The organism is Sphingomonas sp. SFZ2018-12, assembly GCF_022496715.1.
Taxonomy (GTDB): Bacteria; Pseudomonadota; Alphaproteobacteria; order Sphingomonadales; family Sphingomonadaceae; genus Sphingomonas.
The window spans coordinates 1-13569 of sequence record NZ_WTFM01000011.1; the positions used below are offsets into that span (position 1 = coordinate 1).

Annotated in this window: 13 protein-coding genes and 3 pseudogenes; 6 read left to right on the forward strand and 10 right to left on the reverse strand. The window is 65.7% G+C overall.

Annotated elements, in window-relative coordinates:
* Nucleotides 1-515, forward strand: a pseudogene (locus GO308_RS18395) (conjugal transfer relaxase TraA); the annotation flags it as partial.
* Nucleotides 516-524: 9 nt separating this feature from the next.
* Nucleotides 525-1238, forward strand: a complete 714-nt coding sequence (locus GO308_RS18400) for a DUF6118 family protein (protein WP_063976193.1) — start codon at nucleotides 525-527, stop codon at nucleotides 1236-1238.
* Between the two features lie 26 nt (nucleotides 1239-1264).
* On the opposite strand, the gene GO308_RS18405 is transcribed toward GO308_RS18400, so the two are convergent.
* Nucleotides 1265-2617, reverse strand: coding sequence for a copper oxidase (locus GO308_RS18405; protein WP_063976194.1), 1353 nt, complete (start codon nucleotides 2615-2617; stop codon nucleotides 1265-1267).
* Nucleotides 2614-4224 (reverse strand): TolC family protein, encoded by a 1611-nt coding sequence (locus GO308_RS18410; RefSeq protein WP_066548711.1) that lies wholly within the window; start codon nucleotides 4222-4224, stop codon nucleotides 2614-2616. The genes GO308_RS18405 and GO308_RS18410 overlap by 4 nt, the downstream gene beginning before the upstream one ends.
* A gap of 805 nt (nucleotides 4225-5029) precedes the next feature.
* Between GO308_RS18410 and GO308_RS18415 the strand changes: the two genes are divergently transcribed.
* Nucleotides 5030-5605: a recombinase family protein gene (locus GO308_RS18415; RefSeq protein WP_066212936.1), complete on the forward strand. Its 576-nt coding sequence runs from the start codon at nucleotides 5030-5032 to the stop codon at nucleotides 5603-5605.
* Nucleotides 5606-5713: 108 nt separating this feature from the next.
* Here GO308_RS18415 and GO308_RS18420 read toward each other — a convergent pair whose 3' ends face one another.
* The 3 genes from GO308_RS18420 to GO308_RS18430 all read right to left on the reverse strand — a co-directional run bounded on the left by GO308_RS18420 (nucleotide 5714) and on the right by GO308_RS18430 (nucleotide 7217).
* Nucleotides 5714-6184 carry a hypothetical protein gene (locus tag GO308_RS18420; protein WP_231729261.1) on the reverse strand — a complete coding sequence of 157 codons (471 nt, stop codon included), beginning with the start codon at nucleotides 6182-6184 and terminating at the stop codon, nucleotides 5714-5716.
* A gap of 339 nt (nucleotides 6185-6523) precedes the next feature.
* Nucleotides 6524-6853, reverse strand: a complete 330-nt coding sequence (locus GO308_RS18425; RefSeq protein ID WP_066212942.1) for a helix-turn-helix domain-containing protein — start codon at nucleotides 6851-6853, stop codon at nucleotides 6524-6526.
* Nucleotides 6837-7217 (reverse strand): type II toxin-antitoxin system RelE/ParE family toxin, encoded by a 381-nt coding sequence (locus tag GO308_RS18430; protein WP_066212947.1) that lies wholly within the window; start codon nucleotides 7215-7217, stop codon nucleotides 6837-6839. The genes GO308_RS18425 and GO308_RS18430 overlap by 17 nt, the downstream gene beginning before the upstream one ends.
* Nucleotides 7218-7453: 236 nt before the next feature.
* Between GO308_RS18430 and GO308_RS18435 the strand changes: the two genes are divergently transcribed.
* A complete protein-coding gene (locus GO308_RS18435) occupies nucleotides 7454-8089 on the forward strand; it encodes a ParA family protein (protein ID WP_066212949.1) in 636 nt (211 codons plus the stop codon).
* Nucleotides 8089-8370 (forward strand): ribbon-helix-helix domain-containing protein, encoded by a 282-nt coding sequence (locus tag GO308_RS18440; RefSeq protein WP_196490168.1) that lies wholly within the window; start codon nucleotides 8089-8091, stop codon nucleotides 8368-8370. Before GO308_RS18435 ends, GO308_RS18440 begins: the two co-directional genes overlap by 1 nt.
* Before the next feature lie 59 nt (nucleotides 8371-8429).
* On the opposite strand, the gene GO308_RS18445 is transcribed toward GO308_RS18440, so the two are convergent.
* The 5 genes and pseudogenes from GO308_RS18445 to GO308_RS18465 all read right to left on the reverse strand — a co-directional run bounded on the left by GO308_RS18445 (nucleotide 8430) and on the right by GO308_RS18465 (nucleotide 10881).
* The gene (locus tag GO308_RS18445; protein WP_066212952.1) at nucleotides 8430-9308 is read right to left on the reverse strand and encodes a replication initiation protein; all 879 of its coding nucleotides are present in this window, start codon (nucleotides 9306-9308) and stop codon (nucleotides 8430-8432) included.
* 502 nt (nucleotides 9309-9810) lie between these two features.
* Nucleotides 9811-10119: pseudogene (locus tag GO308_RS18450) on the reverse strand (IS630 family transposase); the annotation flags it as partial.
* Nucleotides 10117-10317, reverse strand: a pseudogene (locus GO308_RS18455) (hypothetical protein); the annotation flags it as partial. The pseudogenes GO308_RS18455 and GO308_RS18450, both read right to left, overlap by 3 nt.
* A complete protein-coding gene (locus GO308_RS18460) occupies nucleotides 10314-10538 on the reverse strand; it encodes a conjugal transfer protein TraD (protein WP_066212920.1) in 225 nt (74 codons plus the stop codon). The gene GO308_RS18460 and the pseudogene GO308_RS18455, both read right to left, overlap by 4 nt.
* Nucleotides 10539-10551: 13 nt before the next feature.
* Nucleotides 10552-10881, reverse strand: a complete 330-nt coding sequence (locus GO308_RS18465) for a conjugal transfer protein TraD (RefSeq protein ID WP_066212924.1) — start codon at nucleotides 10879-10881, stop codon at nucleotides 10552-10554.
* A gap of 175 nt (nucleotides 10882-11056) precedes the next feature.
* Between GO308_RS18465 and traA the strand changes: the two genes are divergently transcribed.
* Nucleotides 11057-13569: Ti-type conjugative transfer relaxase TraA (traA, locus tag GO308_RS18470; RefSeq protein ID WP_240886433.1), on the forward strand; the 2513-nt coding region annotated here is incomplete at its 3' end.

Below are 13569 nucleotides of genomic sequence, written 5' to 3' on the forward strand. Positions count from 1 at the left end.
ATGGGCGCGCCGCGGCCGATATAGGCCGGATGCGGGAGAAGGGGTTGCCGGTGCTGGCGCACCAGGAGAGCGCGTTGCGCCGCGCCGGCGAGGCGTTGGACGCGACCCGGCCCCATGCCGCGCGTGACCTTGCCAGCGCGATCGAGCGTGACCCCCGGCTCGCGCGCGACGCGGCGGAGGGGAACACGGGCGGGGCGGCGAAGGCGATGGAGACGGAGCGCCAGGTCCGCATTGACCCCGAGAAGCGCGCGGGCCGCTTTGTGGAGCAGTGGCAGGGCATGAAGGAGGCGCGCGCCAGCATGGAGCGTGCCGGCGATCGTGCCGGCGCGGAGAAGCTGGGGAAGCGCATGGAGAGCATGGCGGGCGGGTTGCACCGCGATCCGCAACTCGAATCCGTGTTGCGGCGTCGCGCCCCCGAGCTGGCGTTGAGCATGGAGCGGGGCCGGTCGATCGGGCAGGAACTGGCGCAGTCGGTCGCGATCGGGCGTGATCGCGAGCGTGGCATGAGCCGGTAAGGGGGATGGGTGGCGGACGAGGACGACAGCCAGGGAGCAGACGCGGCCGAGGCTTTCGAGGCCATGCGTGGCGAGCTGGCGCTGTTGCGCCGCGCCGTGGAGGGCTTGGCGGCCGAGCGCGGCGCGATCGACGTGCCCGATTATACCGAGACGTTGGGGCGGATGCAGCAGGGCGTGGACGCCACGGCCGACCGGATCGCGGTCATCAACGACGTGATCGCCCGGAGTCCGGCGCTGGCGATGACGCCCGAGCAAATGGCGCAGCGGATCGTGGCGGCGGGTAACGCGGCCCGGCGCGAGGATCAGGCAGCGCTCGCCAGGGCGGGCGAGGACAAGGCCCGCGTCATGGCCGAGCTTCGCGCCGTCGCCGGGTCCGCATGGACGCGAGCCGACCAGAAGAATCGGCAGCTATGGTTCGGGCTGGGCGGGGTCGCGATCGGCATCATCGCATGGGCGATAGTGCCCGGCCTGGTCGCGCGCGAGGTCGCGCCGGCGAGCTGGCAATGGCCCGAGCGCATAGCGGCGCGGTCGTTAGACTTGCCGCGTTGGGAGGCGGGGCAGCGCTTGATGCAGAGCGCGAGCCCGACCGCGTTCCGCGCGATCGTCGCCGGCGACAGGATCGTGACGGCCAATCGCGAAACGATCGAGGGGTGCAGCAAGGCCGCGGTTCGAGCGCGCGAGACGGTGCGATGCACGATTAAGGTTGGCGGTAATCACCAGTAGGCGTGCAATTCCGGGCTTCGTAACCGCTACACTTGACGGCGCGGCGGAGAACCGAAGTCAGGGTCTGCGCTGACTCGTTTTGCGACCGTTCCCGCCGGATGGCGATACCAGCCGGGATCGGTAAAATCGCCCCGCGCGATATCGTCGCGCACCTTCACGACCGTGAACATGCCGCCCATTTCCATATTCCCGAACTGGCCCTTGCCGCCCATCATCGGCGTCGTGTTGACCGGACCTTGATGTCCGCCGTCGGTGTGTTCCTGGTGCTCCGCCATGCCGTAGCGCATCATCGGCAGGAAATTTGGCGACACCTTGCGAATCCGCGCCTCTACACCGGATTGATCAACGCCGGTCTGGTTGGGGATGCCGTGGCCCATCGCGTTCATGGTGTGGTGGGCCATATGGCAGTGGAAAGCCCAGTCGCCGGCGACCGCGGTAAACTCGATGTCGCGCATCTGCCCGACCGACACCAGTTCGGTGACCTCCCGCCGCCAGCGCTCGCGCGGCCAGCGCCCGCCATCGGAACCCGTCACCTCGAACTCGACGCCATGAAGGTGGATCGGATGGTTCCACATCGACAGGTTGCCGGCCCGGATGCGCACACGCTCGCCGGTGCGCGCGACGATCGGATCGATCGCCGGGAACATCTTGGAGTTGAAGGTCCACTGGTCGAACTCGACCATGATCGAGGGGTCCGGGCGCCAGGTTCCGGGTTTCAGCGCCCAATTGTGCAAAAGGAAGGCGTAATCGCGATCGACCGGCACGATCTCCCCGCCGCGCGGATGGATGATGAACAGGCCCATCATGCCATAGGCCATCTGGGTCATCTCGTCGGCGTGCGGATGATACATATGCGTGCCGTGCTGGCGCAGCGTGAACTCGTAGACATAGGTTTCGCCGGGCTGAATGTGCGGCTGGGTCATCCCGCCGACGCCATCCATGCCGGAGGGAAGGATCAGCCCATGCCAGTGGACGGACGTATGCTCGCCCAGCCGGTTGGTGACGAAAATCCTTACCCGGTCGCCTTCCACGGCCTCGATGGTCGGCCCGGGCGTGCCACCGTTGTAGCCCCAGCAGGTTGCCTTCGATCCGGGCGCGAATTCATGCTTTACCTCTTCGGCGACAAGGTGGAACTCCTTGACCCCGGCATTCAACCGCCACGGCAGCGTCCAGCCGTTGAGCGTGCGGACGGGCACGTAGCGCGGATCGCGCGGCACGGCGGGCGCCACGCCCACAGGCTCGGCCGCCGGCATGGGCATCGGGCCCATCGCCATGCCGCCATGCATGGAATGATCCTGTGCGGCGGCACGCGCGGTCAACGCTGACCCCAGTGCTGCGGCGGCACCCGTCTTGAGGATGTCACGACGATGGATGGTCATTGGCCGGCTCCATGATGTTGGTGTTCAGGCGTCGGAGCGGGCGGTGGCGAAGGAGGAGGGCTGGCGTCCGGCGTTGGCACATGATCGTGAACCATCCCAGGCATGGCCGGAGGCGGCGCGGGCGACCCAGACGGTGCCGGACCTGCCGGCGGCGGCGCTCCCCCGCCATGGTGGCCGCCATGCATCGAGTGATCCATCGCCGGGGCGGCAGGCGGCGTCAGTATCTCGGAAACGGTCGGCGTGTTCTGCCTGGCTTCCGCATCACTCGGCAGCCTGTTCCCCACCAAACGCATCAGATCGACGCGCGCGAGCCAGTAATCCCGAACCGCTTCGAGGAACCCTTGATAGGCTTCGTATTCCTGCGCCTTGGCCTGAAGCACCTCGAACTCGCCGATCAGCGCGAAATTCTGTTCGAGCTGGCTTTGACGGGTCACGATTTCACGCTGCGGCACCAAGGCCGTGCGATACAGGCCCACCACTTCGCTGAGCACGCGTACGCGTTCCGCGCCCAGCCCAACCGCATTCCCGGACGCGAGCGCAAGTTGCGCCAGGCGCGCGCGCGCGATCCGTAGACGCGCTTCGGTTCGTGCGACCCGAGCTCCGCCTTGGTTAAAGATCGGCAGCTCGATGTCGAGCGTCGGTCCCCGGATGACCGAGCGGTCGACCTCGCGCTCGCGGTCGTAACCGACCGTGGTGGCCCCAAGGAGGCGGAAGCTGCGCGTGATCCGCGCCGCCCCGGCGGCGACGACAGCGCCCTTCTGCGCGGCGAGCAATTCCAGGCTGCTCGACTGCGCGAGGCGTTGCAACTCGCTTACGTCATCCTCGTGGGCGAGGGGCAGCGGCAGCACGGTGTCGCTTTTCCAATCCGCCTCCGCTCCCCGCAATCCGATCGCATTGTTGAGTTCGAGACGCGCCATCTTGCCGGCGACGGCGGCGCGGGTCGCCTCGATACGCGCCTGGCTGGCGGCGGCCTTTTCGCGGTTGAGCTGCAATTCCGTGATGTTGCCCGCGTCGTAAAAGCGCTGGGCGAGGTCTGCCGAAACCTGCAAGCCATCCGCGACCGCCGCCCGCATCTCGGCAACCTGCTGCGCTCCGACATAGCGATACCACGCCGCCTCGACGTCGAGACTGACGCCCAGGATCGACGCCGCCACCTCGTACCGGGCGCGTTCGTAGTCGAGACGGGCGAGCCGCGCCTTGGCTGGCAAGGTCAACAAATCGACCAGAGGCTCGGCGACGCCGAACACGAATTGCGATCCCGGCCCGCCCGCGAGCGCCAGGCTCGACAGGCTGATGCGCGGATTGGCGACCTGGACGGCGTCGAGAACATCGGCCCGAGCCAGTCCGAGCTCGCCATAAATCTGCTGGAGGCGCGGACTCCTGAGCATGGCAGTCTTGACGGCCAAATCCGCCGTCATCGGTTGGGCGGCGACCGATTGCTGGGCCTGTGTCTCCTGTTCGCCCTGGTCGTTTTGCTCCCAGCCCAGCGACGGCGCGCCGCGATCCGCAAGCAACTTCTCGATCGCCACATGATCCCTGCCCGGATCGAAGGTCGTGCAACCCGCAAGCACGGTCGTCACGGCCAGGATGATGATGCGCGGGGGCATCGGCCTCAGCCGACTGTGCGAGGGATTCACCATGCATTCCGCTGATTGGAAGACGCCATTGAGTAGATTCCCCCCTCGTTCCGAGATGCTGCAACTACATTCGTTATACGCGGCTCAACCGTTACGCCCTCACGCGCCGCCGATCTTCAGCAATTTCCGATGCAGCAGTGCGTGATCGCCCAACTTGTAACCAAGCGGGCAAAATGCGCGGACTGCCAGCCAGCACATATGCTTTGGCAACAACGCTCAGATTGAAGGACCAAGCCCATGAATCGTTATCTCGCCGCCACCTTTGCGGGGATCGCCGCTATCGTCGGCATGACCAACGCCCAGGCCGCCACCACAATGTCGGGCGCCGGACATTACGAATGGCGCATCGTCAATCAGCGACCGGGGCCGCGGGCACCGATTGTCGCGCCGCGGCGGGTATGGATATCGTCGACGCCTTCGGAGGTGCAAGCGGCGGCCGACCGTTCGGAGGTTGCGGGACATTTTGAGTGGCGCGTCACCGTTTCGCCGGGACCGCGCGGGACACCGGTCTCCCGCCAAGTCTGGGTGCCGACCCCAACCATGATGGCTCGGGCTGGCGGGGCGGCGATGACGGCTGAACAGGGTCTCTAAGGGGATTTACCCGACAGTTAAAACGTCTGGTAATGTCTTCAATCTCTCGTAAACGAACGATTGCCGGGGACGCTGGTGCAACACGCGTGAGCAGCCGCGCAGCGGCCATTTCGCCTCTCGAAACCGTACCTTGTTTCCTTCTTCGAAATCGGGCTAGTTCGCGTCGAGTTCTCGGAGAACGCCCTTGCTCGTCGGTTACGCCCGTGTTTCCACCAGGGATCAGTCCCCTGCCCTACAAATCGACGCGCTCCATGCGGCCGGGTGCGAACGCGTGTTCACCGAAAAGGCATCGGGCGCGCAGCGCGATCGACCGGAATTGAGGGCCGCGCTAGATTACATCCGCGCCGGTGATTCCCTTGTGGTGTGGAAGCTCGACCGGCTGGCGCGCTCCGTCCGGCAGCTCGTGGAGACGGCCGAAGATCTCGCCAAGCGCGAGATTGGCCTTCGCGTGCTCACCCAGGCCATCGACACCACCAGCCCCGGCGGGCGGCTCGTTTTCCACGTCTTCGCGGCCGTCGCCGAGTTCGAGCGCGAGCTGACGCTAGAGCGCACCCACGCCGGACTTGCCCAGGCGAAGGCGTTGGGGCGACGCGGCGGGCGCAAGCCGGCGATGGGACCGGCGGAGATCAAGCGCGCCAAGGCGATGCTCGCAGACCCGACCATCGCCGTCGAGGAGGTGGCAGCGCAGCTCGGGGTGCAGCCGTCGACGCTCTACCGGCACATACCGGGTGGGCGCAGCTCGGTGGTCGCGCAGGTGTAATGGAGGCCGTCATTGTCGGCCGCGTCTTTCTTCCACCCACCCAACCCTTGGGGCTTGGCCCACGGCCCGGCAGGCAGGCAGGCAGGCAGGCAGGCAGGGGATCGTCGATCAGGCGAACAGGTCGCCGATCGCGCGCACCCGGAAGGCGTTGCGCCGGCGGCGCCGGCGATGCTCGCCAGCGTCGTGGCGCATATGGCACCGCTGGCAGAGCGCAGCGAGGTTGCGCGGTCGGTTGTCGCCGGGATCGTGGTTCAGGTGCGCGCTGGCGAGCACGACGCGCGTGACCCGCAGCGAGGCGGGCGGGTCGATGCCGGCGAAGCCCGGTTGCGCGCGTGCCAGCTCCATCGGTGCGGGCAGACGGCGAACCCCCCTGCCCTGCCCGTCGCGCCAGCGTGCGGCGTCCTCGTCCCACCACACCCCATCGCCGAGATGCAGCACGTAGCGGCCGTGCGGGCGACGGCAATGCTCGCAGCGCCCCTTGGCGCGGCCGAAGCGGATAAAGGCCGACAGCTCGCGCCAGTCGATCGGGTAAAGCCAGCGATGTTCGCGCGCGATCGGCATGACGATTCTATGAGTCACGACCGAGCGGAACGAAAGCAGAAAATTCGCTGTATTTATCTATCCAGCGGCAAGCGCCTATCATGTGATCCTGCACGTAGGTTTTGCTTGGGAGGTTCTATGACGACTCTCACCCGCAAGTGGCGGGCGTTTGATCGAACCGTTGAAGAAGTGCGCGCCAAATTCGCGGACTTGTCGCCGGCGAAGCTGGAAGCCCTGATCGATGAGGCCGTTGCGGCGACGCGTCAATCCGCCGAGCGAGAAGGCGGGCGTCTCCCCCCTTCCCTATCATAGCGCGTCCGGGCTGCCTCTATCCCGCTGGCTTTGCAGCCCGGCCACGCTGTTCCGTTCGTTTATCCATCACTGAACCACTTCGATGCCCTTGCGGCGGATGACATTCAGCAGCGCGAGCGCCGGTCCCTTGGCTTGCTTGGTGCCCCGTTCGAGCTGCGAAACATAACCCGTCGTAAGGTTCAGGTATTTGGCGAGCGCGGCCTGACTCAAATGCGCCTCTTCGCGCACGCCGCGAATTTCATCGGGCGTGATCGGCGCGGCCGTAGGCGGCGCATCCGGCCCCAGGTGGCGGACGGTGATCTTCCGATAGGTGTCATCGCCCATCAGACCAACGCTGTGCATGTCGTCGGCCGTCTCGAGGAGCGCCTCGGTCAGCGTGCTAAGCGTCTTCGCCATTCTCAATCTCCTGTAGCTTGCCGATGCTCACGGCTTCATCAAGGGCGGTGTCGTCGTTCGCCAGGAACTCGGCGGCGATGTCCCGCAAGGTCTGCAATTCGTCGTCATCGATGTTCTCCCGCTCGCTCTTGGCAAAGCCGTAGAGGAAAAACGCCCGATCCTCCGTCCGATAGGCCACGATCATGCGAAACCCGCCCGATCGTCCCTGCCCTGGTCGCGCGACGCGCTGCTTGATGAGGCCGCCACCCAGATCGGCGTCGATAAGCCCACGCTCGGCTCGCTCGATCGCCTCCTTCAAATCCGCGTCACTAATTCGTTCACGTCGGACGAACCGCGCGACCCATTTGGTTTTGAAAATCCGCACGGCATCGTCCTATAATACCCAGAACTATAGCACACAGGCAGACACTTTCAACCCGCTTAAGCGATGGTGCGCCTACCGCTTCGCGGCACCGTGGCTCCTACCCGCTTCGCTCCCCGAGTCCGCGAGCGGTCTCGGCCTGTCGGTGACGATCCACTGGCGGGGTAAGTCGTGATCCCCTTTCATTCCACGCTGCATATCTGTATACAAGTATAAATCTATACCTGTAGGAGTGTAGCATGAAGGTTCTCGCCATCCTGTCGCAGAAAGGCGGCGTCGGAAAAACGACGCTGGCGACGTGCCTTGCCGTGGCGGCCGAGCAGGCAGGCAAGGAAACCGCGATCATCGACCTAGACCCGCAGGCGACAGCATCGTTCTGGAAAGATGTGCGCCAGCTTGACACGCCCGCCGTCGCCTCGATCCAGCCGGTGCGGCTCGCGGCGATGCTCAAGGCCTGTGCCGACGCCGGCACGGACCTTGTGGTGATCGATGGCGCGGCCGTCGCGCGTGATGTTGCCTATGAGGCCGCACGGCACGCCGACTTCATCCTCGTGCCGACGAAGACGGCGGTGTTCGATACAATGAGCATGACGCACACGTTGGACGTGGTGCGGCAGCTCGATCGCGCCTTCGCCGTCGTGCTGACATTCGTCCCGCCCCAAGGACAGGAGACGGGCGATGCGATGAAAGCAGTCGAGGAGCTGGGCGCGGCGGTCTGTCCGGTGACGATCGGCAACCGCAAGGCGTTCTTCCGCGCGCAGGCCACAGGCCAGGCAGTGCAGGAGTTCGAGCCGAACGGCCCGGCCGCAGCGGAAATCAACCGCCTATACGAGTATACGGTTATACGCCTATACGATAAGGCGGAGGTGGCGTGATGGCGAAGGGCAACACGCTCCAGGCGATGCTCGACCGGGCCAAGGCCGGCGGTGACACGTCGGCGACGCCCGTCCCGACCGTTGCGCCAATCCCCGCCAGACCCGCGCAGGCCGGGCGGCAGGGGACCAAGCTGATAGGGGGACATTTCGCTCCCGAGGTCAGCACGCAGCTCCGTATTCTTGCGGCCGAGGAGGGAACGACGGTGCAGAGCCTGCTAGGTGAGGCGCTGGACGATCTTTTCGTGAAGAAGGGCAGGGGCCGCGTCGCACGTAGCGTATAGGAGTATACAAATATACTGCTATACTTGCATCATCGAAAAGTGAGTTTTGGGGCAGCGCCTCACCTTTGCGCGGCGGGCGTGCTGAAATCCACCAGCACGGGCAGCTCGGGAATCCCGCCACGCAGCTTAGCGCGTCGCACGATGCTGTGTTGGTCGATCAGGTTCTGTGCGTCGCGCTTACCGCTGGACGTTTTCGGGAACCAGTGGAGCGCCACCCGTTCGACCTTGCGCCCGTTCTTGATCGGCGTGAAATCGACATAGAAGGGGCAGAGCTTGTTGATTTCCTCGACAGCGACCTTGAGGCAGTATTTGTTCAGATCGGCGAAGCGCTCAAGTTTCCCCTCGGGGACGTTGAGCAGGCCGCGCACCTCCTCGATCGTGAACTCCTCTTTCTGCTTGTATTCCAAACCGATGCGACGCTCGATCATTTCATAGAGGCAGAGGGCGTATTTCGACTCAAAGCAATACATTACCTGCGTCTTGAGACGGGCATAGACCTGACTGTTCCGCAGTATCTCGATCAATTCGTCGGGGATGCGGTAGTGAAGGAAGCCGTCCTTTTCGAGGCTTTCATCGCTGGGGCCGAGGAGCTGGACGCGGCGCTTGTAGCTCTTGCCGTCCTTGCGGATCGTGACGATCGCGATAGTGCCCATGAGACGTAGCAGCGAGCTTTCCACGCGCTCGTTGCCCTGGTGCGTCCCTTTCAGTCCCGACTTCGCAATGCGATGGATGATCGGCTCGCCAATACGCTCCCAGGCATTGGCGATGAGCAGGTTGTAGATACGGCGATCAGCGAGGGTGAGGGGGCTTAGCTCGACGATATCGACCAGCTCGCCGGGCTTGACGATTTCCCCGTAATTGGCGGGATCAAAGGGATTTCCGCGCCCCTTTTGCGCCAGCGTGCGGAAGGACATATCGACCACGGCAGGTTGGGACATAGGCTTGACCAACGGTGAGCAAGAGGGGCTTATCGACTCACCCTAACCGCGAAAAGTGAGCCAGGCAAATGTTCCGGCTCCCCGATGGAAACGGTGAGGGGGCTACCCCAAAACTCACCGTCACCGCCGACCCGGTTGCCCGGCTACCCCGAAGCTCACCGGACCCGGCCCGAACACTCACCTTTACCGACCCTAAAACTCACCGCACGCTACCCCGAAACTCACGCGACTCGACCCCAACGCTCACCGTTGAAGTCGTTTTTCCGCAGAAATCCGGGCCTTTCAGCGCCCTGAATCTTGAATCAGAAGAATTAGAGAATCTGAACCGCGAAAGGTGAGCTTTGGGGTAGGCCAGTCTGTGGATAACCAGCGTCAGGATACAACGACGGAATCGGCCTAACGGCCGATGCGCTATTTGTTGCGTGCCGGCTACGCCGTCACCAGAGCGGCGCAGGCTAAGCGGGAAGAAGAGGGCAGGATTTAGGGCTAGAGCATGACCGGATCACGTTGAAGCGTATCCGGAGTTGACGAGATAGTTTCGGCATTCGTCGGGTGTGAAGTAGTCGAGCAGGGATCCGATCCGCCTCCAGGTTGCCTCTACGGATCGCTCATCGGCTTTGCGCAGCAGCGTTTTGAGCTTGGAGAACATCTGCTCGATCGGGGCGGTGATGCGGTCGTGCCGCAGGGCGGCGATGAAAGTCAGTGTGCGCCAGCGGCCGTGCGGCACCTTGGCCAGCAGGCGCTCCCCGCGCGGGCTTCGGCCGTGGGTCCGCGTCATGTTGGTCTTGGCCCAGGTCTCGTCGATGAAGAGGGGAGGGGACACGCCTTCGTCCAGCATCATGTCGAAAAACGCATCATCGTTCGGCGTCGGGACCATGTCCTCGATCACGAGGTTGGCGCGCGACTCCGCCATGTCCTCCCGCCACATGGCGACTTCCGCGGGCGTGCCTCGCACGAAATCCATCGCGCGGACTTCGGCGCGGATCGCCTCGATATCGAAATCGCTCATGCTTCGTCCTTCGCTTCGCCTTCCGCGTCGAACGCGCGCTTGCCGCGCCGCTTCCACAGCGCCAGCACGTCGCCGGCATCATCGCCACGCGCACGTCCCGCCAGATCGAGCAGCGCGCCGTAGAGCGTGGCGCGATCGTCGTCGGCTAGCTCGACCAGCCCGGCTTTCTGGACCAGCCCGCCCAGCTCGATCAGATGGCGCGTTCGTTCGCGGCGTTGCACGACCCAGCCCCTGCTATCCGTTCGCCGCTGACCCGCTTCCGCCCGCAGCGTCGCCGCCCGGTTCAGCTTGAGCGCCCGATCCGTCGATCGCAGCAGCGCCGCCACCTTTCCGCCCGCGCCGCTGAAAGAAGGCAGCGCCCTTCGCACGCCATGCCTCCTTCGCGCTGGTATCCTTCGACCCGATCGCATCGAGGAGCACCCCGGCCAGCGTCTCGGCATCGAGCGCATCGGCCCCCGTGGCGGCGACGAGCTGGCCGAGCTGTTCAACCCGCTTCGCCTTTAGCGCGCGGGCCTTGTCGCCGAGCGCCTTCAGTTCGGCGTCGTAATCGCGCACCTTCCGCATCGCCCTCACCCTTCCGCGCATCAACCAGAGACACCTTAGCGGACCCGGCATTGGGGTAAAGCACGAACGGCAGGAAAAGCGGCACCAAGTCAATCACGAGGAGCGTAGCGGATTGTGAGTGCGCGCTTATACGTCGTTGCCGACGTGCGCTCAGAAGTGTAATAAGCCAAGCGTCATGGCGATCTACCATTTTTCCGCCAAGGTCATCAGTCGCCAGACCGGCGCGAGCGCGGTGGCGAGTGCCGCCTATCGGTCCGCGTCCGAGCTGCATGACGATCGCTTCAACCGTAACCACGATTTCAGCAACAAGGCGGGCGTCATCCACTCCGAGGTGATGTTGCCAGAGGGCGCGCCGGAGCGTTTAAACGATCGCGCGGCCTTGTGGAACGAGGTGGAGGCGGGGGAGAAGCGCAAGGACGCGCAGCTTGCCCGCGAGGTGGAGTTCTCGATTCCGCGCGAGATGAACGAGAAGCAGGGCGTCGCGCTCGCCAAGGACTTCGTGAAGAAACAGTTTGTCGATCGCGGCATGGTCGCGGACCTCAACGTGCATTGGGACAAGGCCAAGGACGGCACCCCCAAGCCGCACGCGCATGTCATGCTGGCGATGCGTGACGTGGGGCCGGAGGGGTTCGGCGCTAAGAACCGCGACTGGAACTCGACCGAGCTGTTGAAGGACTGGCGCGAGGCGTGGAGCGCGCATGTCAACGAACGCATGGCCGAGCTGGGGCTAGAGGGCCGGATCGATCACCGTTCCTATGAGGCGCAGGGCATCGAGCTTGAGCCGCAGCACAAAATCGGCCCGGCCGCGTCGCGGCGACCGGAGCAGGGGCTTGAGGCCGAGCGGATCGAGGATCACACGCGCATCGCCCGCGACAATGGCGAGAAGATCATCGCCAACCCGTCGATCGCGCTGGACGCCATCACCCGGCAGCAGGCGACGTTCACCACCCGCGACCTTGCGACGTTCGCGTTCCGACAAAGCGACGGCAAGGATCAGTTCGACCGGGTAATGGGGGCGGTGCGCTCCAGCCCCGAGCTGATTGCGCTGGGCAGGGACGGGCGCGACCAGGAGCGGTTCACGTCGCGCGACATGATCGCGGTGGAGGCCCGGCTTGAGAGCGCCGGCGACGAGCTGGCGGGCCGCGCCGGGCATGGCGTCGCCGATCGCCAGCGGGACGCCGCGATCGGCGCGGCCAGCGCCAAGGGGCTTGTCCTGTCGGCCGAGCAGCGCGACGCCTTCGATCACATCACCGGGCGCGAAGGGCTGGCGTCCGTCGTCGGCTACGCCGGCAGCGGCAAATCCGCCATGCTTGGCGTCGCGCGCGAGGCGTGGGAGGGGCAGGGCTACACGGTGCGCGGCGCGGCGTTGTCGGGCATCGCGGCGGAGAACCTTGAGGGCGGATCAGGCATCGCGTCACGCACCATCGCCAGCCTTGAACACGCATGGGGTCAGGGGCGCGAGCAGCTAGGCCCCAGGGACGTGCTGGTCGTTGACGAGGCCGGCATGATCGGCTCGCGCCAGATGGAGCGTGTGTTGAGCCAGGCGCGCGACGCCGGGGCCAAGGTCGTGATGGTAGGCGACCCCGAGCAGTTGCAGGCGATCGAGGCCGGAGCGGCGTTCCGCAGCATCACCGAGCGGCATGGCGCGGCCGAGATCACCGAGATACGCCGTCAGCGCGAGGACTGGCAACGCGACGCGACGCGCGCGCTCGCCACAGGCCGCACCGGCGAGGCGATCCACGCCTATGATGGCAAGGGCATGGTCCACGCGGCCGACACGCGCGAGCAGGCGCGGGGCGAGCTGGTGGACGGCTGGGATCGCGCGCGTCAGGCCGAGCCGGGCAAATCCCGCGTCATCCTCACCCACACCAACGCCGAGGTCCGCGAGCTGAACGAGGAGGCGCGGGGCCGGCTTCGCGCGACCGGCGACCTTGGCGACGACGTGACGTTCAGCGCCGACCGAGGGACGCGCGCGTTCGCGCGCGGCGACCGCTTGATGTTCCTGCGGAACGAGCGGTCGCTAGGGGTGAAGAACGGCACGCTTGGCACGATCGAGCGGGTGACGCCGGAGGGCATGACCGTCCGGCTGGACGGGGGCCGTCAGGTCGCGTTCGACGCCAAGGATTACGCCCATGTCGATCATGGCTATGCGGCGACGTTCCACAAGGCGCAGGGCGTGACCGTCGATCGCGCCCATGTCCTCGCCACCCCCGGCATGGACCGCCACAGCGCTTATGTCGGCATGTCGCGGCACCGCGACGGGGCGCAGCTCCATTATGGCCGCAACGACTTCGCCGACCAACGCCAGCTCGTCCGCGCCCTGTCGCGCGACCGGAGCAAGGACATGGCCGGCGACTATGCGGTCCCCGCGCAGGACCAGGCTCGCGTGTTCGCCGAGCGCCGGGAGATATGGGGCGAGATCCGGTTCCCGGAACGCGCGCGCCAAGTGGCGGAGAAGGTGCGCGACAAGGCGCGCGGCATGTTCGCGGGATTCCGGCCGAAACCGATGTCGGAGAAAACGACGTCGCCCGAGCGCGTCGCGGCCGATCGGCCGCTGGCGCCCTCGCAGGCCCGCGCGATCGAACGCTATGGGCGCGCCGCGGCCGATATAGGCCGGATGCGGGAGAAGGGGTTGCCGGTGCTGGCGCACCAGGAGAGCGCGTTGCGCCGCGCCGGCGAGGCGTTGGA